The sequence below is a fragment of the Spartinivicinus marinus genome (assembly GCF_026309355.1).
In the GTDB taxonomy this organism is placed as follows: domain Bacteria; phylum Pseudomonadota; class Gammaproteobacteria; order Pseudomonadales; family Zooshikellaceae; genus Spartinivicinus; species Spartinivicinus marinus.
The window spans coordinates 43438-66433 of sequence record NZ_JAPJZK010000003.1 but is presented as its reverse complement, the minus strand read 5'-3'; the positions used below and the strand labels follow the sequence as shown (position 1 = coordinate 66433).

The following is a 22996-nucleotide window of genomic DNA, read 5'->3' as shown; positions in this document are numbered from 1 at the left end:
TGCCCAAAATATGACGAAAGTTGGGAGGCGATCTTACTAAAGACTTTATTTGTCTACCCACCAATGAGGTTGATAGTATGTATGGTTTTTTTTATAAAGCAAATAAATATATGATAATATCACTTTTATTATTTTATTCACATGCGTTTGGAAGTTCTAATTCGATAATGCAGATAACAGCTGACCTTCCTCCATTTACAGTAGAAGATAGTAAGGAACAACGTGGTTTTTTATACGAAATAGTAGGTTTGATGCACCAGCATGCAAATCTTCCCTATAAACCAAGATTTTCACCCTGGCCAAGAGCTCAAAAGACAGCAAGAGAAAAAAATAATTATTTAATTTTTGGGCTAACTCGTACTAAAAACAGAGAACCTAACTATTTATGGATTGTGAATCTTTTGTCTATAGAAGTCAGCTTTGTCATGATAACAGGTTCTCCTCCTAAGACGCTTGTAGAAGCAAAGCGACTTTCTATCAGTGTGGCTAGAGAAACCCCTTGGAGTCGTTTCTTGAATAAGAACAATTTTAAAAGAATACAGTTAGTTACCAAAGAAATTCAAAATGCTAGGATGTTAATTTATAACCGTGTTGACGCATGGTATGTTCCAACCGTAAGAGCATTTTATTTACTTAAAAAAGAAGATATTACAACAATACTGTAGACAGTTTTTGGTCTTAAAATGGTAGGATTGAACCAAAGATAGAAACTGCGAGAATGCGGTTGTCAAAGTCGAATTGTCACAGGAATCTATCTTTGGAAAGCATAGTAAAAACGGTTTTACGCTCAATGTCCAATATTAATAAACCTCAACGGACATTTATCGCCGCTTTATTGACGACGCTAGTGGTATTTCAAGGTAAAGCGACCTATAGAAACATGAGTCGTTATAGCCAAATGAATGAAAAGCGTTTTAGCCGCTGGTATAAGCGTCAGTTTGATTTTACCCAGTTTAATAGGGGTGCATTAACTCTTACTCTCCCTGATAATGAACGTATAGCTGCTATCGATGCTAGCTTTATTAGTAAGTCAGGAAAGAAGACTGAGGGCTTAGGCTACTTTTATAATGGTTCAACGAGTCAATCCCAGCAGGGCTTAGAAGCTTCACTTCTCGCGTTGGTTGATCTTAAATTGAATACAGCTTTTACTTACGATGTGCGTCAAACCATCGATCAACAAAATAAAACACGTGTTGAAGTCTATGCAGAACAAGTAGTGGAGTTGGCTCCCCAGCTTCTAGAACAAGGCATTCAGTATTTAGTCGCCGATGCTTACTATAGTAAAGAAAAATTTATCACTCCTGTGGTTAAAGCGAAATTAAAACTTGTTGGCAAACTCAGAATTGACGCTGATTTACAGTGGTTTTATGAAGGTGCATACAGCGGGTTTGGACGTCCCAAAAAATATGATGGAAAGGTTTATTTTGAACAAGAACTGCATCGTTTTGATCAAGAGGGCTGCTTACAAGATGGCGTAGAAGTCTACACAAAAAAGGTTTATTCAAAGAAATTCAAGCGGGCTATTAAAGTCGTGATGTTGAGGCAAGTCCAAGATACTCAAGCCAGTAGAGTATTACTTTATTCGACTGATACAGAACTGGATGCAATGACAATCATTAACTATTATAAAGCACGCTTTCAAATTGAATTTCTATTCCGAGATGCTAAGCAGCACACAGGATTAACCCATTGTCAATCACGTAAAAAAGAAGCCATCCATACACATTTAAATGCTTCATTGTCAGCACTAAATTTATTGAAACTAGAAGATCAGCAGTTAAAAGGAAACAATAATGAAACGGTTATTTCAATTGCCTCCTGGAAACGTAAAAAATTTAATCAACATTTAATGAAAAAACTTTTTGATGAGTTAGGTCTGAGCATAAGTACACAAAAAGTCGCTCAGGTATATGAACGGATGAGCGACTATGGGGCTATTGCTGCTTAAAAGTGTCTACAGTATTGTTACAAGACAACCATCATATAGTATTTCGTTCCAAAATGAGGATTTATACCTTGCAGGTAGTTTAAAGCTTTCTAATGAAATCGTAGAGAAGCTTAGAAATGCTTTTGATACAGTAAAGAAAAACGGGTCATACGAAAAAATCTATAAAAAATATTTTATTTAGATTAAAATAATTAATAAAGGGTAGTGGGCTAGAAGGAGGGTTCGGTCGGATTGTTCTGGCTGTTCCACTCCCCCGAAACCCCAAGAGGTATGGCCATGATTCACACTATGTTCAGTAGTTCATAAACACTAGTTCTAATTAACTCTCTTTAGCATATAATTTAACATAAGATAGTTTATGCGAAACTTACCTGTAAGTGTTTACAGGTTATAATTGGTCTTTGATTCATTGTCTGATCCTTGGTTTGATAATACCTTTCACACACCTTGCACCAGGCCATAACTGGGACAAGGCATCTGCTGGGAGTGCTGAGCCTCCTGGCTTTTACCTGGTTTGCCCAAAGTCCCGCTTTTTAATTTTGGCCATTCTGCCATCAGGATGATGAAAGACTAATCCTTCAATATTTTGATGTTGTAACCACGCTTTTAACTCGTTAAAGGTGCGAGGGGCATCGGCATACTGTTCTGCATCAGAATGCTTGAACAATACATGACGTTCAAAGCCTTCAGGGTTTCCCTGTATTTTGGGTCCCAACAGCTCATAGGTACCGTCAGGCATGCCTTCTTTAAAAGCCTCTTGATACCATTTATTCTCATTTACAGCGAAATCGACAGGAACCCAACCAACCGTTTTACCGGTCACCTCATCGTAGTCGGCTAGTACAAAATTATCGGGCTTGGGTTTGCCTTTTTTGACCTCTCGCCGTTTATATAATTTGCCACTTTCTATTAAACAGCAGGTGCCGTCGTATTTTCGTGTTGCAACCCCTTCGCCAGCAAAAACCCAGTCGCACTCAGGGTGGGCTTCCTGTATTACTTCGCTCATGTTATCAGGGTTTCTTTTAAATATTGTGGGTGTTTTTTTCATATCGGTCACTTAGTGATTAATGTTCCATTGGAAGTCATGTTGAGATTAATTGGCATACACTCAAGCTCGCTAAAATCAGCTAAAAAATTGCTATTAGCCGGATTCAGCAGTTGTTTCATTACATTGAGCTACCCACTCATAAGCCAGTGATAATATACAAATCTCAATAACCCCAACGATTAGCCAAATAAGATCGTAAACAAAGTTCAAATAATAAGGTAGAAATGGTAGATAGCTTATTATTTGACTTGTCAAAATCGGCAGCAAACCAATTAACACAAATAACCGTAATTGATGGTTAGATGATATACTCCATGCCCATCGCAACGACTTTTGCTGGTCTGTCGCCGTTGCAGGCAGAATCAGGCTCCATCTAGAAATACAATAAGTAGCCGGTAGCATCAAGATAGCCATTATGGAGCTGAACGATAAATGATTTTCCGGTAACAACGTAAATAAATTGTAGCTAATTGCCGCCGCAGCGCTATATATCACTGAAAACCCAAAAAATATTAATAAGAACCTGGTTTCTCTTTTGGTCCATCTTAAAACGGGCGTTGATTTAATCGCCTCATCGCTGAGCAGGAAAACTCGATGACAGCCAATGGTACTCAACACAAATGCCAGGTAGTAAACTATATAAATAAAAAAATACAGTATAAAACTAATTTCCGGAGGGTGAGGGATCAAATAATCCATTAAAATCATTAAAAAAATAAATGGAATCCCTAACCGCAATAAAGCCGTTATATTCTGAAAGGGAGTTTTTAATCCTTTTAAAAAAATTTCTTTTAAAGGCAGGGGTTTATTTACTTCAGTCAATTGTCTTCAACCATAATAAGCAGATTTTAAGAGGGTGAATAATATACATGTTGACCCAATGAGTAAATCAGACTGATCACTGCGCGATCAATATCAACTAGATTTGACACCAATTAGATACCTGTATACTGTTTATATATACAGTATTTTGTCGGTTGTTGAATTAGCATGTATGCGCTCACGGATATGAACTGCTTTTATGTAAGCTGCGAGCGGCTTTTCAGGCCAGATCTGGCAGGCAAACCCGTGGTAGTGCTCAGTAATAATGATGGGTGTTGCGTCGCTCGATCCCCAGAAGCCAAAGCCCTAGGGATCAAGATGGGTGAGCCTGTGTTTAAACTGCAAGGTTTGATCAAACGTCATGGCATACGGTGTTCTCATCAAACTATGCGTCATATGCCAATATCTCCAATCGGGTAATGGCTGTCCTTGAGCAGCTATGCCCTACGGTTGAGGTTTATTCCATTGATGAAGCATTCCTTGACCTAACAGATATGGCTTGTGAGGCGTCCTTAAAAGGCTATGGGTTTAAGGTGAAACAAGCCATTGCCCAATACTGTGGTATACCCGCGTGTGTTGGAATTGCTCCAACTAAAACCCTAGCAAAGTTAGCCAATCATGCGGCTAAGCAGTATCCAAAGACAGGTGGTGTGATTGATGTCTGCTCAAAAAAGGTTCAAACCCGCTTACTACAGTGTATGCCAGTTGATGAAGTCTGGGGGGTTGGTCGACGCTTAAATCAAAAGCTACGAGCAATGGGGATTAATACAGCCCATGACCTGGCAAACTATCCTGAAAAGCTACTTCGACAGCATTTCGGCGTGATGTTAGAACGTACAGCCAGAGAATTAAACGGCGAGTCTTGTATCGCGTTAGAAGAGCACCCTCCAGCAAAGCAACAAATTGTGTGTAGTCGATCATTTTCCAAACGGGTACACAAGTTGGAAGAGTTAGCCGAATCTATCAGTTGTTATATGACCCGAGCGGCGGAAAAACTCAGGCAACAACAATCCAGAGCCCAGTTAATCAACGTGTTTATTCGGACCAGCCCTTTTGCTGATACTCCACAATACAGTTGCGGTGCTTCCCTGCCCTTACCCCACCCTACGAGTGATACCCGGGTTCTGGTCAAAGCGGCTAAAATGGGGCTAGAAGCAATTTATCAACCAGGGTTTGCTTACGCGAAGGCTGGAGTTATGCTCTCTGATATCAGTGTGTCTAGCTTTAATCAAGCAGACCTTTTCACTCCTGAGATTGATACACAAAAATCACAACACTTGATGAAAACAATTGATCAGATCAACCGTCGTTTTCCAAAAGCCTTATTTCTCGCGAGTAATGGTACCCAACGAGGCTGGCAGATGGCCAGACATCACTTGTCTCCAGACTACCTTACCAGCTGGTCTGATCTACCTAAAGCCAGATTATAACAGCCGTTATACTTCACTATATGACCAAGGAAGGAGTGAAATAAATAATGTGCGGGCAATTTGGGTTGGCAGATAGTTTTAACTGGGGCAAGTTTACAAAGCGACTGAATTTACAGGATATTAACAACCCAGCATCGATAAACCTACGGTATAAAGAAGCATTCGTACCTACCAACACTGTATCCATTATTACTCACCAGGACGGTTATAAAGTAAACGAAGCCATTTGGTGGTTATTGTTAGAAGAGGCTGAAACCCACTTTAAAGCAAATGCAAAATATGCAACATTCAACTCAAAATCTAGCAGGCTAATTACAAGCCCTGTCACTAAAAAAGCATTTAAGCAAAGTCGCTGTATAATCCCAGCTACTCACTTTGTTGAAGGTGATGGACCACAGGACAAACGCTATTATCATTTACTCAAATCTGCTAGCGGTATGATTGCGTTCGGGGGGCTATACCGTGAATGGACACACTCTAAGACAGGTGAACACTGCTATTCAGCTTCAATCATCACTTTGCCAGGACACCCAAAACTTAAGAGTATTCATAAAAACTCACTGCCGTTAATGTTACCTCTCGACCAGCCTGAAATAGCACATGATTGGTTAAACCCAACAATACAAGACCCACAGTATTTTGAATCACTTCTACAGCCAAGGTTGCATGAGTCATTACAGGCCCAGCCAATAGAAAGGACTGGTCATCCCACACCTAATGGTGACCAGTTTAGTATTAAAGCTGACGGGTAGTCGAATAATTGATTTAATAAGCCTATGGTGTAGGTAAGGTTTGAAAAAATTCCCTTACCACAACTCGATAAAAGAACCCTCAACTTATTAATGCTTTGAGTAGTCTGCATGGGCCATAGAGCTAACTATTTTCTTGTTGAAGAAAATAAAACATCCATATTTTATCATCATTGGGGAGCAAAATCGTTGCCAGAGGACTTCTTCTGGGGTTTTGATGCCAGTCTTAGCTATTTAGCAACGTTAGAGTCAGGGGAAGAAAAGTTGCTTGATGATGTATGGTGTGAAGGAGCAATTTGCATTAAGCCTGATAGCCGAGAGCTGATACTATTTGGTGGTGAGGATCTTTATTATGATAAATCATTGCGCAATGTCTTTTTATCAATGATGTCTATCTCCTGGGCTGAGTGGCGTATTAAATGGGCAAAAAAAGGAATTATAGATGTTATTCAGCTATCCTCAATTTCTCCAGAAAGCGTCACCTCAAATAGTAATACAGATGAAGACAGTGATGACCTGACACAACCTGAAGCTGATACTTTTGATGGTGAGTGGCATGAGTGTTTAGTTTTAATTCGCTCAGAGAAAGACTTGATCACAACCTCAAAAGACTCTGCTCAAGGTGTTTTATCAATAGGGCCAGGCTTGTTGGATCAGCTATCAGAGATACTTCCTAGAAGTATCATTCGAGAGGGGGACGATGATTTTCCTGTCTCACAGTTATTTATAGACACAACCTGCAAGACAATTCATATTTGGGAAGAATATGAAGAACTGCCTGATAGAACAGACTTACTAAGTAAACTATGGACAGGCTGGCAGGTTCACTCACATCCTGGTGGGTTCTATGAGTTTTGTCAGGTGGCTGGAATCCACTATTTTGAGCATAGTCGTACCAGAGAAGAATATATAAAGGAGATCCGCCACCTATTGCTCCAAGATTCAAGCTTTGATCCTGAAGAAGTATTGCAAACAATAGTAAAGCATGTTCATGATGAAGAAAATTTCATTGAAAAGCTCAAATCAAAGGTAGTGAATATTTTTATTAAAAAGGAACCTAAAATACAGGTTCATCCTAGTTTCCTACAAAAAGACAAACCCCATCTTGAGAAAAAAGGAAAAATGGAGCTATTTTCCGCAGTAATTGACAAGTTTATGAGTGATATACCTGATTTAGAAATTGTGCTGAGCGCTGATGAAGACTGGTTTAAAAATGGGTTACCTGAATTGATACAGTCCTCTAAATAAAACTTCAATGATCAAAAATCGATCGACTATACAAAGATGAAGTACTAACAATCCTATGAATAATATTGAGCTAAAGCAACAAATTTTAAGCGTAGTAAATATGGCTATGCAACAAAGTTTTAATCGAGCATTAAGTGCCTTAGAAGATGCAAAAGCAATCGATACTAAAAAAATGCGAGAGCATTATAGTGGTTTTGGTTCCAAATACTATGATCTTGTTACCGAGCAAATGAAGTTAACAGAACAACAATTGGAACCTATTATCGATGCAATTATTCAGTCGAGCCAAGGTAATCGTTAGTTCTTATATCACTCTAGTTTCACCACAACATATTCATGATAGATTCTCTAAAAACAGGTTAATTTTTGATTAAGGATCAACCTGTTTTCTTGCGAAAAAACAGCTACTGTTGACCTCAATACGCACAAAATAAATAGAAATTTAAGTTCATTCTATTATAATAGAAAAAGTTGTTCGTTTTATTAGTTACTGAGTAGGCACACGGAAGCAATGATTACTAAAGTATTAAGGAATTTTTTTCTAGGTATTCTAGCTACGGTTTTGATTGGTAGTCTTAGTTACTATATACGTTTGAAAATGATCGAGAAATCAGCAGAACACTTTATAACCAAAAGTCAAGAATATTCAAAACAAGTACTTGAACAACAAAGATCAAACCTACAGGCAAAACAACGACAAGCAGAACATGACTATAAGAAAGCTCAGGAAGAGCATGCTTTTAATGAGGCCTTTTATGCGTGGTATACTGAACCAGATGGCTGTGACAACTGGAAGTCTGACAGTCATATGGTTGAGTGTGTTAACCACAAAATAAATGCTAAAAATACATTTAAATCGATTTATCAAAACAATTAAGTTATTTAGTTAGGGACGCTAATGAAAAGGACACTCTTTTATTTTCTCTTAGTTTCAATGAGCAACTATACTGCTGCTGATACGCTAAGTGATCAACAAATTAAATCACAAATAATTCAACAATCTATTCAATCATACCCTGGGAATTGCCCTTGTCCTTATAATCGAGCCAGTAATGGAAGTCGCTGTGGAAAACGTAGTGCATGGAGTAGAGCGGGAGGTTATTCCCCCTACTGTTACCCTTCAGATGTCTCAAATGAAATGGTCAAGCAATATAAAGCCAAGCAAACATCCTCAACTAATAACAAATATTGATCACTTAATTAATATGACTAGCCTCACTATTAAAGCAAATCGTAGCACTAGACATTAATCAATCAGTTACCTTAAAGCCATTCTGCTAAGGGTTTACTATTTCTGCCCTTGCGCTTTTAACCCTCCCCTTTTAATGTACAGCTTCTGTTTCAAAGTTGACCATTGAAGGTGTAATCATGGATGTAGGTAGTAGTAGCCGGTTTACCTTTAGTATCAAAGGGGTTGAGGATACACTTCGGGTGGTTCGGTTTGATGGACAAGAAGGCATTTCCCGCCCTTATGTGTTTACAATTGATACGGTTTGTGAAAATTTTGACCTGGATCTTGATGTGATTTTGCAGCAACCCTCGCAATTAGTGATTCATGATCCTGACGAGCCTCGATACATCAACGGTATTATTCACGCCAACCAGATCAGTGATCCTATAGGTCGCTTCTGTCGTTATCGATTTGAACTGACACCTAAAGTGTCCTTGCTGCACTACCGGGTTAATTTAAAGATTTTCCAAAATCTCACCGCTGATGCCATTATCCGGCAAGTGTTGCTGAATGCAGGTCTAACCACCGACGACTTTACGTTTCAAATTACTGGCGTATTACCCACCCGCGTGTATTGCACTCAATATCAAGAGTCCGATTTAGACTTTATTCATCGGCTGATGGCTGAAGATGGCCTGCACTACTTTATTAAGCAAACTAACAATAACTGTGTCATGGTGATCAGTGATAGCCACTACAGTTTTAAGCCTGTCCCCGTTACCCCAGAGCTGGAATATAAATACCAGGCCGGTATGGAAACCACCCATTACTTTATCAGACAGTTTTATGTAACAGCAGAAGCCCAACCCAATACTGTCGTGTTTCGTGATTACAATTTCGAGCACCCACGCCAGAACTTGGAAGTTAAAGAATCTGCCAGTGATGATAAATCTGGGTTAAACGGCTTGGAGGTTTATCAACATAATGTGTCGTATCAAAACCCAACCGCCGGTAAACAAAAAGCTGCAAACCTCATTAAAGCCTACAAGTCCGTTAAATTAACCGGGGATGGTTTCAGTAACAGCCCTCATATATCAGCCGGACACTTTTTCCAATTACAAAACTACGATGACAGCCGTTATGAACACTATTGGTTACTTACTGGGGTAATTCATGATGGTATTCAAACCCAGGTACTGGAAGAACACGACACCGGTAGAGGCAGCAGCTACAGCAACCGCATCATTGCTACTCCACGAGATCATCAGTTTAAAACCCTACCGTTAGCCCCTAAACCCAAAATTCGGGGTAGCCAAACAGCGTTTGTGACTGGTCCCAAAGGGGAAGAAATCTACTGCGATAAATACGGCAGAATCAAAGTTCAATTCCACTGGGACCGGGATGGACAATACAATGAAAACAGCTCCTGTTGGGTACGGGTCAAACAAAACTGGGCGGGTAAACAATGGGGGGATTTACAAGTCCCTCGGATCGGCACTGAAGTGTTAGTGAAATTTATTAACGGCGACCCTGACCAACCGATTGTGATGGGCTGTTTATATAATGGTCGGGATAAGCCACCTTATAAATTACCGGATCATAAAACTCGCACCACCTTTAAAACCAACAGTACACCTGGTGGTGAAGGCTTTAACGAAATTCGTTTTGAGGATAAAAAAGGCAGTGAACAAGTTTTTATTCATGCCGAAAAAGACCTGGAAGTTCGGATTAAAAACGACAAACGGGAAACCATCGGCAACGAACGTCATTTAGTGGTGGGCAACAATAGCTATGAGCACACTAAAGGCAACCACCACCAACAAATTGATGGCAACCAATACATCAGTATCGACCGGGATAGTCATACAACAATAGGCGACAGTTTACACGGCAAAACCGGCCGTCAGTACATGATCCAGGCCGGTAATGAAATTCATATAAAAGCCGGTGATAAAGTCGTCATTGATGCAGGGGTGGAACTCACCTTAAAAGGCGGTGGTAGCTTTGCCAAACTAGACCCATCAGGTGTCGCCTTTCAAGGCGCAACCCTTAAAATTAACGAAGGTGGTAGCGCTGGTTCGGGTAGTGGGGTGAGTGTTAAAGAGCCTTCTCAGGCCGCAGAATCTGATAAAAATCAACCTGGACAACCATTTGAACCTATTCCACCACAAGCAGCCAAAGCACCTGTTCCACTTGGTTGGCAGTTAGATAGTTTAAAACTGGCTGCTCAAAGTAAAACCCCATTAGTTCAGCAGTGCCAGAAACAACCTAATGGCTCATGCCCACGGGCAGACTGCCCCTGTGAAAGGAGTCAAGCATGATTAATACCATTGAAAATAATCAGCTCATATCAAAGCTACCTGCGGAACAAACTTCTGTATTAGTGGATGGCGCAGTTACAGGCAGTCAAACGATTATTGATACGTTATTTGATTATGCTGAGCAACCTGAATACCTCAAGCTATATCAGGGAACAGAATATCATTCATTGCAAGAGATTAGCCCGGTATTGGTAAAAACCAATCAAGATGACCCTTATTTTTTTCATCTAACCCAAGAATTAGTTGGAAAAATCGCTTTTATTATTATCACCAGTGAAGTTGATAGCCACCGTTTAATACATCATTTACAGCAATTAATCAGCGTTAAAGCAAGCCACATGGGCTCCTGTTATTTCCGTTATTATGAACCACACTGCTTGAAGTTTTTAGTACCCACCCTAACACCACAACAAGTCGATTGCTTGCTAGGACCGACAGTCAGCTGGTATTGGCCTTGTTTACAAGCAGGGCAGCTGCATCATTGGGAGTCTATTGACCATAAGCCATTACTCAATTTAACGGAACAAATGCCTTCTTTTGAATTGAGTGACAATCAGTTGGCTGCTTTTTCACAAGCTATGCGTTGGGTATTTATCGATGATCAGTTGGCAAGCCATCAACAAACGCCCCTTTTAAAAGCACTGGCTCCCGACTTTCAATACCAAATTGTAGACAGCTTTATTAATCAATTTGACCAAAAAGGACTTTGTACGCCAGTCCATTTGATGGCAGCACTAAAAGCCTGCTACAGCCTTAAACCAACACAGTTGGAGCTATTTTTCGCTAGTCTGGCTAAACATCATGGTCATAGTGAATTAGAGCTGGTTAAGCTTGTTGAGCAGACAATAAATCAACTGAAACAAGCAGCAGTTGCCTTATAGGTAGGGATGAAGTCGTTATGAGTGGTATTAAACGGATAGACCAGTGCGTTATCAGTCACCCATGCAGTCAAAAAAAGCTTTATGTACAAACATTGGGTATAGAAGATACTCCACAACATCAATATGCGATCATCCAAGGCGAGCAAGAAGTAGTCACTCTTTCTAAGCTAGAACGCTTGCCTGAGCAACAGTCAGCAGGGATGACTATACCTCAAAGTGACGTTTATGAAACTGACGTGCCTGCTCCAGGTGATACCAGTAAACATCAGCTGGCTATTAAAATACCGACAGAAACAGTCAGTCCTATTTATTTACCCTTACTAGACGAGGGAGAAGTACAACCAACGCCGTATACTAAACCACTACAACATAATGTCATGGCATTGTTGCTACCCATGCTGTATATGGATCGTCAAAAACAACACATTGGTCCAGTGCGCAGTGGTTATATTTATATTTTTAAACAAGGAAAGTTATGGCGTGAAGTACTAATTGATGAGAAAAAAGACAAAGCGCCTGAATTTAAAGATGTCAATGTAAAGGAATATCGACAAAAAGCCACAGGTGGTCAGCCAGCTGATCTACGTCAAGCAACGGGTATTTCACTAAAAAACTTACATGTCCCCTTTAAATTACAAAATGGTGTTAGCCTGCGTACAGCGGGATATGCAATAGCTTTTTCTGAAAATCAGTGGAGCTGGCCCTATATTCAGTGGCTAGAAGCATCTGCTAGTCGAGTCGACAAACGTTGCCAATCGCTTAAGTCTCTGATGGATTTACTAACGGGTGTTTCACCTGTTGTATCAGGCAGTAATGCACGGCCTATCAAAGAATTACCAGAATGCCGTAGCCGGAGTTTTGCTATTGAGTTAGCTGTATCCGAGCCCTGGAAAGTCATTCATGATGTCAGTGGAGACTACTTTAACCAGCTATTGCAAAAAGCGCGAACAGAACGTAATGCCATTGATGCTGAAAGTGATGAACCTTATCAAGCCTTAACCAAAGACAGTCGGCTTGATTTCTTACACCCCGATTTACGACTTAATACCCTGCATGAAAAGTGGAATCATGCCAGAACTACCCCAATAAAACCCGAACTGGCTAACTGGGAAATGTCTTTATCCGCTTCAGGGGATATTTTAAAACCTTATCGGGACAAACAGTGGTTCTGCTTGGTGTTGTCAGATCCTTTAGGAATAGCGCGCCATGCAAGAAAACAGTTACAGGATAGCATCATGCTCCTGCAAACACTTAATGAAGTCATTCGCTATCACCCTTATGCACCCTGTGCTGATATTGTTTATTTGAATTTACTCAACCAAGCACTACAGGATGGCTCACCAAACCCACTTTATAGTGGAGGCTGGTTTGATACAGCGCTCGACTTATCAGATAGTGGACGGCTATACCGCACGATCAAAGAAGAAGAGCGCAAGATGGCAAGAGAAAATGTTGCTATTTTGCAAGAAGAGCTACTAGCCCTGCTTGAAGATCAGTCTAATGGCAATTTAACCGAAACATTGCGTGATTTATTTACACTTGAGGGTGCCAATTACATCTGTGGCTATATCCATGCAGCAGGAATAGTCGACAGTTTGTATACCAACTTGATGTTGGTAGACTCCCGTGTATTAGCAAAAGATTTACCGGCAGTTAAATGGCAGAAGCCAGCTATTGTGGATCAAATTGTTTCAGGTGAACATCCGCTAGGGAAAATGATGCTTCCCTATAGCCCCAGTGATACTAATGACGGCAGTGGCCAATGCCGGTTAGCAGACTTAAAAATGCTTGCTGAAATGCAACCGGGAGAAATACACGACTCTCACATTATTGAGCTTGAAGCATATAAATCCATCCAACTCTATTTAAAAGGCCAGGAAGAAGCCTCGGGTATGACTAATGCACGACGCCTGTCTAATACATTAGACCCTATAATATCAGGGATAACCATGGTGTGGTTGCAATATATCCAAGGACAGTTAAAAAATACGGGTCTGATATCAACTAAACACCTATTCACTCCTTTTGAAGACTTTGTTAAGCATGTAATCCCTTTTGTGACTGAAGTTAAATTGCGTCTTAAAAATAATAAAAATACTTACTTTGTTGTGGTCGATATACTAGAAGAACAGTCTAATTATAATTTGCCACGTATAAGTAATACTCACCATCAGCTGGAAGTTATTCATGAGAACCAACTATTGGCTGCCTCTGATGAAGCTCGTTATGCTGGCTCTGTTAAAAATCCCCAACGCTCATCGAACAATGAACTTTTAAAATTAGCGCATAAAAACCCTAAAGAGTTGACGCGACTGAGTAATAAGCAACGTATGGCGCGTATTTCGGATTATTTATTAAATGATGCCAGGGCTTTGCCTTCAATTTTAGTAGCCTTTGATTTTTGGAACTTATCTGAAGAGCTCCACAAAAATTATGGAGATAAAGTTAATCGACAAGAGTTGGGGAAAATTAGTGCTGGCCTTGATTTAATGGTAACAAGTTTAGCATTACTAACAAAGTTGGATAACTTAAAACACTCTCGATATTCATATTATGCTAACTATCAATCAAAGGTAATTAAAGGGTTCAGGACTCGATGGTTTGGTCCCCAAGCGGGTGGTATTAGTAATTTATCTTTGTTTGGCTGGTTTGCTGCACAGGTTACCATTGCAACGGTGATATGGGATGCTGTTGATAGTATTAAAGAGGGTGATTATGACTCGGGGTATGCCCAAATTGGAGTTGCAAGTGGCTTGTTTATCGTATCCCACCCTAACGTGATCGCAAGATATATTGTAGTGCCTGCTGCATCCAAGGTACTTGGGATAAGTGTTGTGGCTTCAACTCCTCTGTCAGTTGGGATAGTAGTTGCTGGCTTGGGGTTAGCTATTGTGTCTCAAGTAATAGCCAGTCAAACTGAAGACGACTCTTTAACAAAATGGCTTAGAAACGGCCCTTTTGGGAGTGAACGTAATTTACAGGATCCAGTCCTTTTCCATGAAATAAAGGCTTATAAAAGCCTGCTTGAATCTGTCATGCCCGTTAAGATATTACTGGTAAAACACTTTTTTGAAACTGATGTGCCTGCAGATATTTTAAATCAAATTAAAAAGCTAACAGGTAAAAACTCACCAAATATAATATTGGAACTTACCACTCCAGCCTTTGATATGGCGGTTGATAAACCCCAGTTTAGCCTAGATGTCAGTGAGGTCTGGACTAAATCATCCATTGATTACCACTCGAATCCAAGAGAAGTACAAAGAGCGACAGCAAAGCCACAATATTTGGGGTTTGCCTATAGCCAACAAACACTTCGCTGTTATGTATTTTACTATTCACCACGATTAGGGCAAAACGGTACCACAAAAATGCAACAACCAACTATCAGTACTACCAGTATAACTGTTGAACAACTCGCATTGGTAGTACATGGTGGAGAATTAAAGTGCAACTTACAGGTGTATAACCGTAAATTAAAAAAATACGAAGTACATTCCGTTACCCTACCATTTGATAATAAACAACAAATAGTGCTTGATTATGATCGGGAAGTTTTTTAATAAATTATGCTAAATAATTCGTATTATTCTGAAACAGCTTACCGTGGTCATCGAATCCCTCGGCAAAGACCCTATAGTAAAAAAAATGGCATATTGTATAAAATGCAAGATATGCATACAAAAATGGCCTTACGCTTACCCTGGGGAAACTATGCTAATATCGATAGCGCCCAAATTATTGATAGTGGCTTCGAAATAGCCAATGACCCAGAGCGAAAAAATCCTGAATCTTTCGCTAAGAAAGTTAGTTGGAATCATGAATGTTTAAAAATAGATAATAGTCACTGGCTACTTGAAGGATTAGCGTTTCTGACAGCTGTATTTGGGTCAAGATTTGTTATTGGTATTACGCTTATAGTAGTTTTTTTGGTTGGTGTAGAAACATACATAACTAAAGATAGAATCAGTGACTTCATTATAACTATACTATTTTGTTTGCTACTTATTCACTTAATATCTCATTATGTAATGCCTATATTTTTAGAAAAAATAGAACAATTTTTTGTAGTTGATCGAGGGTGTGGACTTTTTAGAAAAACTGGTATGGTTCGCAAGCATGTCACTGGTAAACAGTATTTCGAGGCGCCTTTTACTGAGTTTGATGCAACTTTAATCAACATGCCGGATATTAATGGCCTGCCCCGCTATCAGCTTACCTTAGTCCACCGTTACCAACCCATTTCCTTTAATGTGCCCATTGGTTTAGAAGGAGTATTGGATGGCCGTTTCCGGTTGGCTGACTGGGATACCTTACAACGTTTTATGGATATTTCTCTGCCGTTACCTGATATCCCACAGTTGGAACCTTTCAGAGCTTTAGACCCAGTAACAGCTGAATATGACAAAGCAGGTAAACGAGGCCGACCAGACGACTATTGGGCTAACTTAAGCCATGATGACTGGTTTAAAAATCACGAACCTGAGTTACGAAAGGCCATTACCAGTTTTTATTGGCAAGGTCTAAAAGACTATATGGCTGGCAAAGTACCTGGCCGAGAAGAAGAAGACCAAATTGCCAGAAGTCGTTGGTGCTCGATGAAATGGAAAGGGTAAGGTTCTAAAAATGTGCCTGGGAAAAAGGAACTGGAAAAACTATAGCTACATCACTCTTCAGCATTAATAGTAAAGAGGCCTATTAGCCCCAACTGAAATGTTCCATATTCTAGGTAAATATTAACAATATGCCGAGGATATGGAACATCATAAAAGTTCTCTAAACCTCAGCTCAGGAGTGGCTAGGATTCGTGCAGAGGATAAAACAGTATATCTGCTATCCTTCTAAAGCAGTTTCTACAACCTTCTTTCCATCATCATTGACAAAAACCACACGTTGACGTGGATCATCTGCATAAGGTCCAGATTCAATAAAGTTGGCATTAGATTGCTTTCGGATAGTGTGCCCATTATAAAGTGGCTCAACGATATCCGCATACTCATGATGAGAGATATTGAGCTTTTGCTTTAGGTCAACTGATCTTAATGGGCCTTCCTTACTTAGTGTTAATAGTACAATTAACTGGTTAATAGTCAGGCTTGAGTCAATTTCTCGGAAAACTTGCAATGCATTTATCAATGATGCTGCTTTTACTTCTGACATTTATCATGACTTCCAAAGTTAACAACTGTTGTATACTGGCTGATTTAGTTAACAAATGCAATTAATAAAGGCGTGGACAGCATTGTTATACACCTCAGAAGTTCCGCTATCAGAAAACAGTACTTATGGTTGTTCAACATAAAAGAGTAGGGAGTCTACCCATACTCTTAAGCGTGATATGCTTAGGATAATGCTAAATAGAGCTGGTTGGGTACTTCTACTCACCCTGGCCCCCTAAACATAAGACAATATTTGAAAAATTCTGTGCATTAGCAGGTTAAGTGTGTCTTGAAAGCAGGCACTTTTGAATCTGAAAAAAGTTTGCGACACAACCACCGAAATTAACTATCCATATCCTTTAGGTTTTGCCCCGTTCAACTTGCAATTGAAGGGGCTATTTTACATTGTACGCCTACTCTCAAAAATTGAGGAGACTATTTATTAACTGCTGCTTGCCCTCCAGTTTGAACAGTTAAGCTCCATAGCATGTCCAACAGTAACAGTGTTTAATAGGAAAGTATCAAAGAAATTTAGGGCATCTGGAGCAATAATCTGGAGCTGAGACCTTAAGTGATCAACATCTCCGGTATAAGAACAGTTGGGATCTGGAAGATCCTGACCATCTCTAAGCGCATTTCTCATCCTGACTATATTATGTAGGTCATTCAATGACTGACTATTGGAGCTGACATCCATATCGTTTACTGGGTTATGAAAACGCATGGCAGAAATGACTTCCTCTAATGTGTTGTGAATTTCTGATGCCAGACACCCTGCTTCAAATTGTCTGGACACAAATTGGAAATGCCGTCCCGCTGTATCGCCATAGAGCCCAGCCCATTCTTCTACGGTACCGAAGCCACCTAGTGAATCGGCGATCATCAAATGACCTGCTGAGTCTCTGATGACTGTAGCCACATGATACGACCATCCACTTCCAGGGCGTGAACGAGCGCGAAGATACCCTATGACATCAACCCCCTGAATTCTTGCGAGAAAGTCACCGAGAAGACGAGCCCGGGCATAGCAACGGTCTTCAGATATGCCTGTAACAAGTCGAAGACCATTACTGTCTGTCATAAAGAGGGTTGGCCGGGAAACGTGCCAAATCCGCCAAAAGTGCACTTAACTTTATGATATTGCTCGCTTTTCAATAAACGACAGATAACACTTACTTGGTAGCCTTTATAAGACAGTAGCTTAATTTTGAGTCAGTGCTGCTGGTATGTAATGGGCTTCCAACAACCTACTTTGCTTAACCACATTAAAGCACCCCATAGTGTAATAAAAGTACAGGTATTAACGGGTGATATTGGCTGTATAACCTACGATAACAGTAATTATCGAGGGTTAGCATATGACTGTTGCTTGCCTTATTTCGAATCCAAAATTACGTAATATTGGATGTTACGTAATACAGTACAGAAAACAGCCTTTCAGGACGAGACCATCAATAAAAACAATTACTTAGATGATATTTTGGCGGATTTGGCACGTTTCCCGGCCAACCCTCATTAATGGAAATAGCAGAAAAAATAAAAAAACTATCTGCTCACCAATGGGGTGGAACTAGAAAATACCAGCAGAAAAACCAAATTAAGCATATTGAAGAAAATAAGTCTTTCAATGAAGGAGAGAATAAACAAAAGGTTGATGAAAATAAGGAAAAAGAGCGACGCTGCCCAAAATGTAATGCCATATGGAAGAAAAAGACACCTACACTTAGTCAGGTTCGAAGTGCTGTGAAAGAGTCTTTACTGGAGCATACCGAGGACGTTAAAAGTATATCGCAAGATTCACAGTTAGGATATTCGGGAAGTGTTGCCACAGGAAAGGTAGGAAATCCTAAGAAAATTCATAAAGGGATGGAGCCAGATATACGCGGTGAGTGTGGTAAAAGGTATGATATAGATGGTTTTTTGATTAGTGAAATTGCTAAGGATATTAGGCCTTACAAAGGTAAGAGATGGGGAAAAAATCACCCTGATTCTAAAGAATTAGAATTATTAGTAAGAAAAACTTTGAGACTTAAGCCTGCTCTTAGGTATATGGAAAAGGGAAAAAAAGGCTTTAGTATAGTTGTTTACCGTCACGAAGATGCTCATAAACCAGTTAGAAAAGGAGGGTTGATCATTGTTAGTTAATAAAAAAGATATCTATTGGGTTAATGCTGATGTAACTATTGATTCGGATTTAGATGTCGTTAGTTTAGCAAAGTTAATTTCTACTATTTTGAATATGCCCCCCTTTATCCTTGATGATTCTGGCGATTGGGAAGGTGATGAAGTCTATGCTTCGTCCTGTTTTGGTTTTGACTTTTTATTATCTGCCGACGATTCTCCATTGAACTCCTTTCATTTATCTTTGGTTACTGATGGTGAGGTTGTCGACTTGGATCAAAATACTATTCAGATAAAGTTTGATAATAACCTTGTTTCGATTCTTAGCCATCATGGCTTGAATGTAAAAGCTAGGTTTGAAGACTAGTTTGGGTGAATAGACTGCGGGAATTTCCCCCATAGCCTCTCACATAAAGGTTCCTCGTCAAGTTCTAAAGAGTAATGGGTGTTTTAATGTACTGGATAATGGCAACGGAGCCTCAAGATGATGATGAGATTATTATTTATAGTACACCTCCCTATATTGAAGCGTACGACCTTAGCTTTGAAGAAGGTGAAAAAATCACTAGCACATACCCTGAAATATCATTAAGTTATGCAAAAGAGCCTGGCGACATATTTACTGATAGCCTTGCTGCTTTTGGCTGTAATGGGCTGGTTTTAAATAATAAAGTTATTCAAGAATTGCATTCCTTAAAAATTAACAACATACAATACTTTGATTTAAGACTTATTGAAACAACGACTAAAGAGGAAAATTCAGGCTATAAAATAGCCAACATTGTTGGTGCTTTTAACTGTCTTGATATAGATAAATGCGTATTTGAAACTACTAGTTCAGGAAGAATTATGTTTATTGAAAAAATGGTCTTTAAAGAGCTAGATGAGAGTAAACTACCAGAAATATTCCGACTAGCTGAGTATTTACCTCTTATAGTTACAAGTGACAGAATAAAGCAAGCTTTTGAAGCTAAAGGGTTTACAGGATTAGTTTTTTGTAAGCCTGAAGAGTTTAGCTCTTAATGTACTGGATAATGGCAACGGAATATACAAGTGAAGATAATCTTGAAATAGATGGATGCCCCCCACTTATTGAGCAATATGACTTGAATTTTGAGGAAGGATTGTTTTGTGCTGCAACACTTCCAATGATTGATATTTTTTATGATATGCAACCAAATGAAATTTTTACAGATAACTTTTTGCGCCTGGCTGCAATGGCCTACTAATCCACAATAGAGTAAAGTCTGTGTTAGATGACTTGGAAGTCAATAACATCCAATATTATCAAACCAGACTAATAAATAAAGACAGTAAAGAAGAAAATGGCTAACTATAAATTAGCTAATATTGTTGGCAGGATAAACTGCTTGGACTATGATAAGTCTGAACTAGTTATGCGCGATGATGGAAGTATCAAATTCATAGATAAGCTTATTTTTCAGTACTTTGATAACAAAGATAGCTTGGAAATATTCAGACTTGCCAAGTTTCTACCAATTGTTATAGTTAGTGATAAAATTAAGAAAAAGTTAGAAAAGCATAAATTTACAGGGATTGTATTTTATAAGCCTGAAGACTACTCTCTGTAACCCATATAAAGTCCGAACTCCAATCAACCGACAGTTAGAAAAGGAAAAAAATTATTGTCAACTAATACTGAGCTTAAAATATATATGATGAGTGGTGATGCAACTATTGAGTCTGACTCTGGAATTGATGAAGTTTTGAAGCTGGTTTCTAGTGCGTTGAAAATTCCTGAGTTTGTTCTTGATAAGTCTGAGGATTGGGAGGGTGCTGATGTGTATGTCTCCTTCTGTTTAGGCTTTAGTATCTATCTTTCTGCTGATGATCCTCCTTTAAATACTTTAAATACTTACCATATTTTAGTTATGACAAGTCAGGATAGCTTTGATTATGATGAGTTTGATGCTGATGATTTAAACTTCGATGGGAATCTTATTGCTATGCTTCGTTATCGTGGAATAGACGCAAAGGTTAGGCCTTTGGATTATGAGTAGCTTATCTTAGATGGCCACAGGTCCCATATACCCCTTGCGCCGCTTCTCCTTAACTAGTTTTTCCTGAACGGCGCGGGCCTCTTCATAACTATCAAATGTATCAATTTGCACCTGGCCTTTAGTACCGATCTTGCCCCACTGCCGAAGTAGCGACCACTTTCCGAACAGGTCTTGCTGTATCAGCAATGTATAGAATTTGTGTGATTTTTCATCACTGTACTTGAGTTGAATCATCCTGATTACCTGTTTAATTACCAGCTGAAAGTAAAGCAGGGCGGGGCTTAGAGGTCAATCAAGGTATCGCGCTACATTAAACAGGTTGAAATATATACAGAGCAAGGAAAGCTCGGTAAGCTAAGGGTGTACGTCAAATTTTTACCCCGCACCTGCCAGTCGGGGTTTATTTTTTTAAAGTAAAGAAAAGCGATTAGTCAAAAATGTCTTCCAAAAAATGAAACTTGACTGGCTCATCGTAGCAGCTGGAAAAACAAGCCATATATTCAGCTAGAGACAAGCCTAATGTGACTGCAAGTAAAGGAGCAACTAGACATTTCATGATTATTTCGCTTTAAGAATAAATACCTATAGCTATTTTTTTTGCTCTTCTAACTGTTTTTCTAGCCTTTCTACTTTTTTGTTTAATTCATTAACTGCAGCAACCAGCGGTACTACTAGCCTGGAATAATTAACGCCTAGCAACGCTTTTTCTTGATCTCGATAGACAGCCAAAGGATAAACGGCTTTGACATCTTGAGCCACAACACCAATTTCATCCTTTAAATTCAAGGTTAAAGTGTTGTAATCAATGTATGGTATTTTATATTGATACGCTTCTATTTTTGCTAGCTTTTTTAACGGTTCTTGCAAAGCAACTAGGTCTGTTTTGATCCTCCTGTCGCTTAGTGCGCATCCACCTAACGAATCAAAAGTTTTGCATTCTACTCCCGTTTGACCTGTTTCATCATCAGAGTCTGAAGAATAAGCGTTAACGTTGAGTAAGGATAGGGAAATGAGAAAACAACTAACAACCTTTTTCATACCAATCATCCAGTCATAATTTAATTTAATTATCAATTTAACATAAATTATTTAAATTGATATAAGTCAGTACTTATTGAGTGTTGTTAATTTATTAAAAGTACGACAGTACATGTATTAATTATTTAAAAATGGTTAATTGAAATTTTTGGCGCCTTTGTGAGTGCATGAGCTGATAGGTATTACATGTAACGCAGCTGCTTTTTGGCTAAATCTCACCCACCTCAAAACTCGTTAACTATTAGGTAAAAGTTAACGAGTTGCAAAATCGCTACAGGCAATACACCACAAAGCCTACAGCCCATTTGGACGACTTTTGACCTTGCACACAAACGAAAAACTGGTGAACTTACATCAACTTTTGATGAAAATACGACGAGTGACTATATAGTGCAAAAAGGTCAAAATACGAACTACCCCCGCCCAGGGTCAGAAATCAAAGTCGAACCCATCCGCGACAAACGCGCCATTACTCGAATAAAAAAATTACTCGAAGATACACCACGAGAGAATTGTATTTTTATTCTTGGAATTAATACGGCATTTCGTGCCAATGAATTATTATCCATTCGTGCTGAGCAAGTGCACATGATCGAACACGGTTCCTATTTAGATGTAAAGCAGAAAAAAAATAATAAATATCGCAAGGTGGTACTTAACCAAGCTGCCACCGGCGCTATACAACAACTACTCGCTAGCCGAGACTATGCGCCAGATGACTTGCTGTTCCAAGGCCAGCGCGGACCTATCACCGTACCCTACGTTAACCGCATGGTTAAAGAGTGGTGTAAGAACGTTGGGCTTAAGGGCAACTACGGCAGCCACACCCTACGCAAAACGTGGGGCTACTGGCAGCGTAAAGGCAATAACGCCCCGGTGCCGGTGTTAATGGAAGCCTTCGGCCATGCGACCCAGAAGCAGACGCTAGACTACTTGGGCATTGAAGAGAAAGAGATTCACGAGCTGTATTTGTATGAAATTTAAACTATTTTTTCCTGTTTTTGAAAAAATCAATTATGCCCTTTAAAAAATATACATA

General features: G+C 39.4%; 26 protein-coding genes. 20 read left to right on the top strand and 6 right to left on the bottom strand.

Translation table 11 applies throughout. The features are described 5' to 3' along the window. The first annotated feature begins 77 nt into the window (after positions 1-77). Both OQE68_RS29465 and OQE68_RS29460 read left to right on the top strand, forming a co-directional pair. A complete protein-coding gene (locus tag OQE68_RS29465; RefSeq protein WP_266195992.1) occupies positions 78-665 on the top strand; it encodes a substrate-binding periplasmic protein in 588 nt (195 codons plus the stop codon). Between the two features lie 92 nt (positions 666-757). Next, a complete protein-coding gene (locus OQE68_RS29460; protein WP_266195991.1) occupies positions 758-1948 on the top strand; it encodes a transposase in 1191 nt (396 codons plus the stop codon). Positions 1949-2453: 505 nt separating this feature from the next. Here OQE68_RS29460 and OQE68_RS29455 read toward each other — a convergent pair. After that, positions 2454-2954 (bottom strand): hypothetical protein, encoded by a 501-nt coding sequence (locus OQE68_RS29455; RefSeq protein ID WP_219340214.1) that lies wholly within the window; start codon positions 2952-2954, stop codon positions 2454-2456. Between the two features lie 135 nt (positions 2955-3089). After that, positions 3090-3818 carry a hypothetical protein gene (locus OQE68_RS29450; protein ID WP_180571276.1) on the bottom strand — a complete coding sequence of 243 codons (729 nt, stop codon included), beginning with the start codon at positions 3816-3818 and terminating at the stop codon, positions 3090-3092. 168 nt (positions 3819-3986) lie between these two features. On the opposite strand from OQE68_RS29450, the gene OQE68_RS31095 reads away from it, so the two are divergent. The 11 genes from OQE68_RS31095 to OQE68_RS29400 all read left to right on the top strand — a co-directional run bounded on the left by OQE68_RS31095 (position 3987) and on the right by OQE68_RS29400 (position 16234). Continuing rightward, complete coding sequence (locus OQE68_RS31095) at positions 3987-4238, top strand: Y-family DNA polymerase (RefSeq protein ID WP_353618589.1); 252 nt, start codon at positions 3987-3989, stop codon at positions 4236-4238. Then, entirely contained in the window at positions 4190-5248 is a 1059-nt protein-coding gene (locus OQE68_RS29445; protein WP_353618588.1) for a DinB/UmuC family translesion DNA polymerase, read from the top strand. Before OQE68_RS31095 ends, OQE68_RS29445 begins: the two co-directional genes overlap by 49 nt. Before the next feature lie 47 nt (positions 5249-5295). After that, on the top strand, positions 5296-6000 hold the full coding sequence (locus OQE68_RS29440) for an SOS response-associated peptidase family protein (protein WP_180571275.1): 705 nt from the start codon (positions 5296-5298) through the stop codon (positions 5998-6000). 108 nt (positions 6001-6108) lie between these two features. After that, a complete protein-coding gene (locus tag OQE68_RS29435; protein WP_180571274.1) occupies positions 6109-7245 on the top strand; it encodes a hypothetical protein in 1137 nt (378 codons plus the stop codon). Between the two features lie 100 nt (positions 7246-7345). Then, positions 7346-7546 (top strand): hypothetical protein, encoded by a 201-nt coding sequence (locus tag OQE68_RS29430; protein WP_180571273.1) that lies wholly within the window; start codon positions 7346-7348, stop codon positions 7544-7546. A gap of 210 nt (positions 7547-7756) precedes the next feature. Continuing rightward, positions 7757-8122 (top strand): hypothetical protein, encoded by a 366-nt coding sequence (locus OQE68_RS29425; RefSeq protein ID WP_180571272.1) that lies wholly within the window; start codon positions 7757-7759, stop codon positions 8120-8122. A 21-nt stretch (positions 8123-8143) separates the two neighbouring features. Then, positions 8144-8437 (top strand): hypothetical protein, encoded by a 294-nt coding sequence (locus OQE68_RS29420; RefSeq protein ID WP_180571271.1) that lies wholly within the window; start codon positions 8144-8146, stop codon positions 8435-8437. Between the two features lie 176 nt (positions 8438-8613). Continuing rightward, positions 8614-10737, top strand: a complete 2124-nt coding sequence (locus OQE68_RS29415; RefSeq protein WP_180571270.1) for a type VI secretion system Vgr family protein — start codon at positions 8614-8616, stop codon at positions 10735-10737. Then, positions 10734-11618 (top strand): DUF4123 domain-containing protein, encoded by an 885-nt coding sequence (locus OQE68_RS29410; protein ID WP_180571269.1) that lies wholly within the window; start codon positions 10734-10736, stop codon positions 11616-11618. Before OQE68_RS29415 ends, OQE68_RS29410 begins: the two co-directional genes overlap by 4 nt. Before the next feature lie 17 nt (positions 11619-11635). Further along, positions 11636-15181 (top strand): hypothetical protein, encoded by a 3546-nt coding sequence (locus OQE68_RS29405; RefSeq protein ID WP_180571268.1) that lies wholly within the window; start codon positions 11636-11638, stop codon positions 15179-15181. A gap of 6 nt (positions 15182-15187) precedes the next feature. Further along, positions 15188-16234 carry a hypothetical protein gene (locus OQE68_RS29400; protein WP_180571267.1) on the top strand — a complete coding sequence of 349 codons (1047 nt, stop codon included), beginning with the start codon at positions 15188-15190 and terminating at the stop codon, positions 16232-16234. A gap of 217 nt (positions 16235-16451) precedes the next feature. Here the strand turns inward: OQE68_RS29400 and OQE68_RS29395 are convergent, their stop codons facing one another. Next, entirely contained in the window at positions 16452-16778 is a 327-nt protein-coding gene (locus OQE68_RS29395) for a helix-turn-helix domain-containing protein (RefSeq protein WP_180571266.1), read from the bottom strand. A 441-nt stretch (positions 16779-17219) separates the two neighbouring features. Beyond that, positions 17220-17903: a hypothetical protein gene (locus OQE68_RS29390; RefSeq protein ID WP_180571265.1), complete on the bottom strand. Its 684-nt coding sequence runs from the start codon at positions 17901-17903 to the stop codon at positions 17220-17222. A 392-nt stretch (positions 17904-18295) separates the two neighbouring features. On the opposite strand from OQE68_RS29390, the gene OQE68_RS29385 reads away from it, so the two are divergent. The 6 genes from OQE68_RS29385 to OQE68_RS29360 all read left to right on the top strand — a co-directional run bounded on the left by OQE68_RS29385 (position 18296) and on the right by OQE68_RS29360 (position 20919). Beyond that, positions 18296-18922 carry a hypothetical protein gene (locus OQE68_RS29385; protein ID WP_180571264.1) on the top strand — a complete coding sequence of 209 codons (627 nt, stop codon included), beginning with the start codon at positions 18296-18298 and terminating at the stop codon, positions 18920-18922. Then, positions 18912-19265: a hypothetical protein gene (locus OQE68_RS29380; protein WP_180571263.1), complete on the top strand. Its 354-nt coding sequence runs from the start codon at positions 18912-18914 to the stop codon at positions 19263-19265. Before OQE68_RS29385 ends, OQE68_RS29380 begins: the two co-directional genes overlap by 11 nt. 86 nt (positions 19266-19351) lie before the next feature. After that, the gene (locus OQE68_RS29375; protein WP_266195990.1) at positions 19352-19921 is read left to right on the top strand and encodes a hypothetical protein; all 570 of its coding nucleotides are present in this window, start codon (positions 19352-19354) and stop codon (positions 19919-19921) included. Between the two features lie 11 nt (positions 19922-19932). Then, positions 19933-20127, top strand: coding sequence for a hypothetical protein (locus tag OQE68_RS29370; RefSeq protein WP_266195989.1), 195 nt, complete (start codon positions 19933-19935; stop codon positions 20125-20127). A gap of 96 nt (positions 20128-20223) precedes the next feature. Then, positions 20224-20490 (top strand): imm11 family protein, encoded by a 267-nt coding sequence (locus OQE68_RS29365; protein WP_266195988.1) that lies wholly within the window; start codon positions 20224-20226, stop codon positions 20488-20490. A gap of 54 nt (positions 20491-20544) precedes the next feature. Next, positions 20545-20919 carry a hypothetical protein gene (locus OQE68_RS29360; protein ID WP_180571589.1) on the top strand — a complete coding sequence of 125 codons (375 nt, stop codon included), beginning with the start codon at positions 20545-20547 and terminating at the stop codon, positions 20917-20919. Between the two features lie 6 nt (positions 20920-20925). Here the strand turns inward: OQE68_RS29360 and OQE68_RS29355 are convergent, their stop codons facing one another. Together OQE68_RS29355 and OQE68_RS29350 are read right to left on the bottom strand one after the other, a co-directional pair. Continuing rightward, positions 20926-21153, bottom strand: a complete 228-nt coding sequence (locus OQE68_RS29355) for a WGR domain-containing protein (RefSeq protein ID WP_180571590.1) — start codon at positions 21151-21153, stop codon at positions 20926-20928. A 354-nt stretch (positions 21154-21507) separates the two neighbouring features. Next, positions 21508-21957: a tail fiber domain-containing protein gene (locus OQE68_RS29350; RefSeq protein WP_180571591.1), complete on the bottom strand. Its 450-nt coding sequence runs from the start codon at positions 21955-21957 to the stop codon at positions 21508-21510. 390 nt (positions 21958-22347) lie between these two features. Here OQE68_RS29350 and OQE68_RS29345 point away from each other — a divergent pair, with 390 nt between their 5' ends. Further along, a complete protein-coding gene (locus tag OQE68_RS29345; protein WP_266195985.1) occupies positions 22348-22941 on the top strand; it encodes a tyrosine-type recombinase/integrase in 594 nt (197 codons plus the stop codon). The last annotated feature ends 55 nt before the right edge of the window (positions 22942-22996 follow it).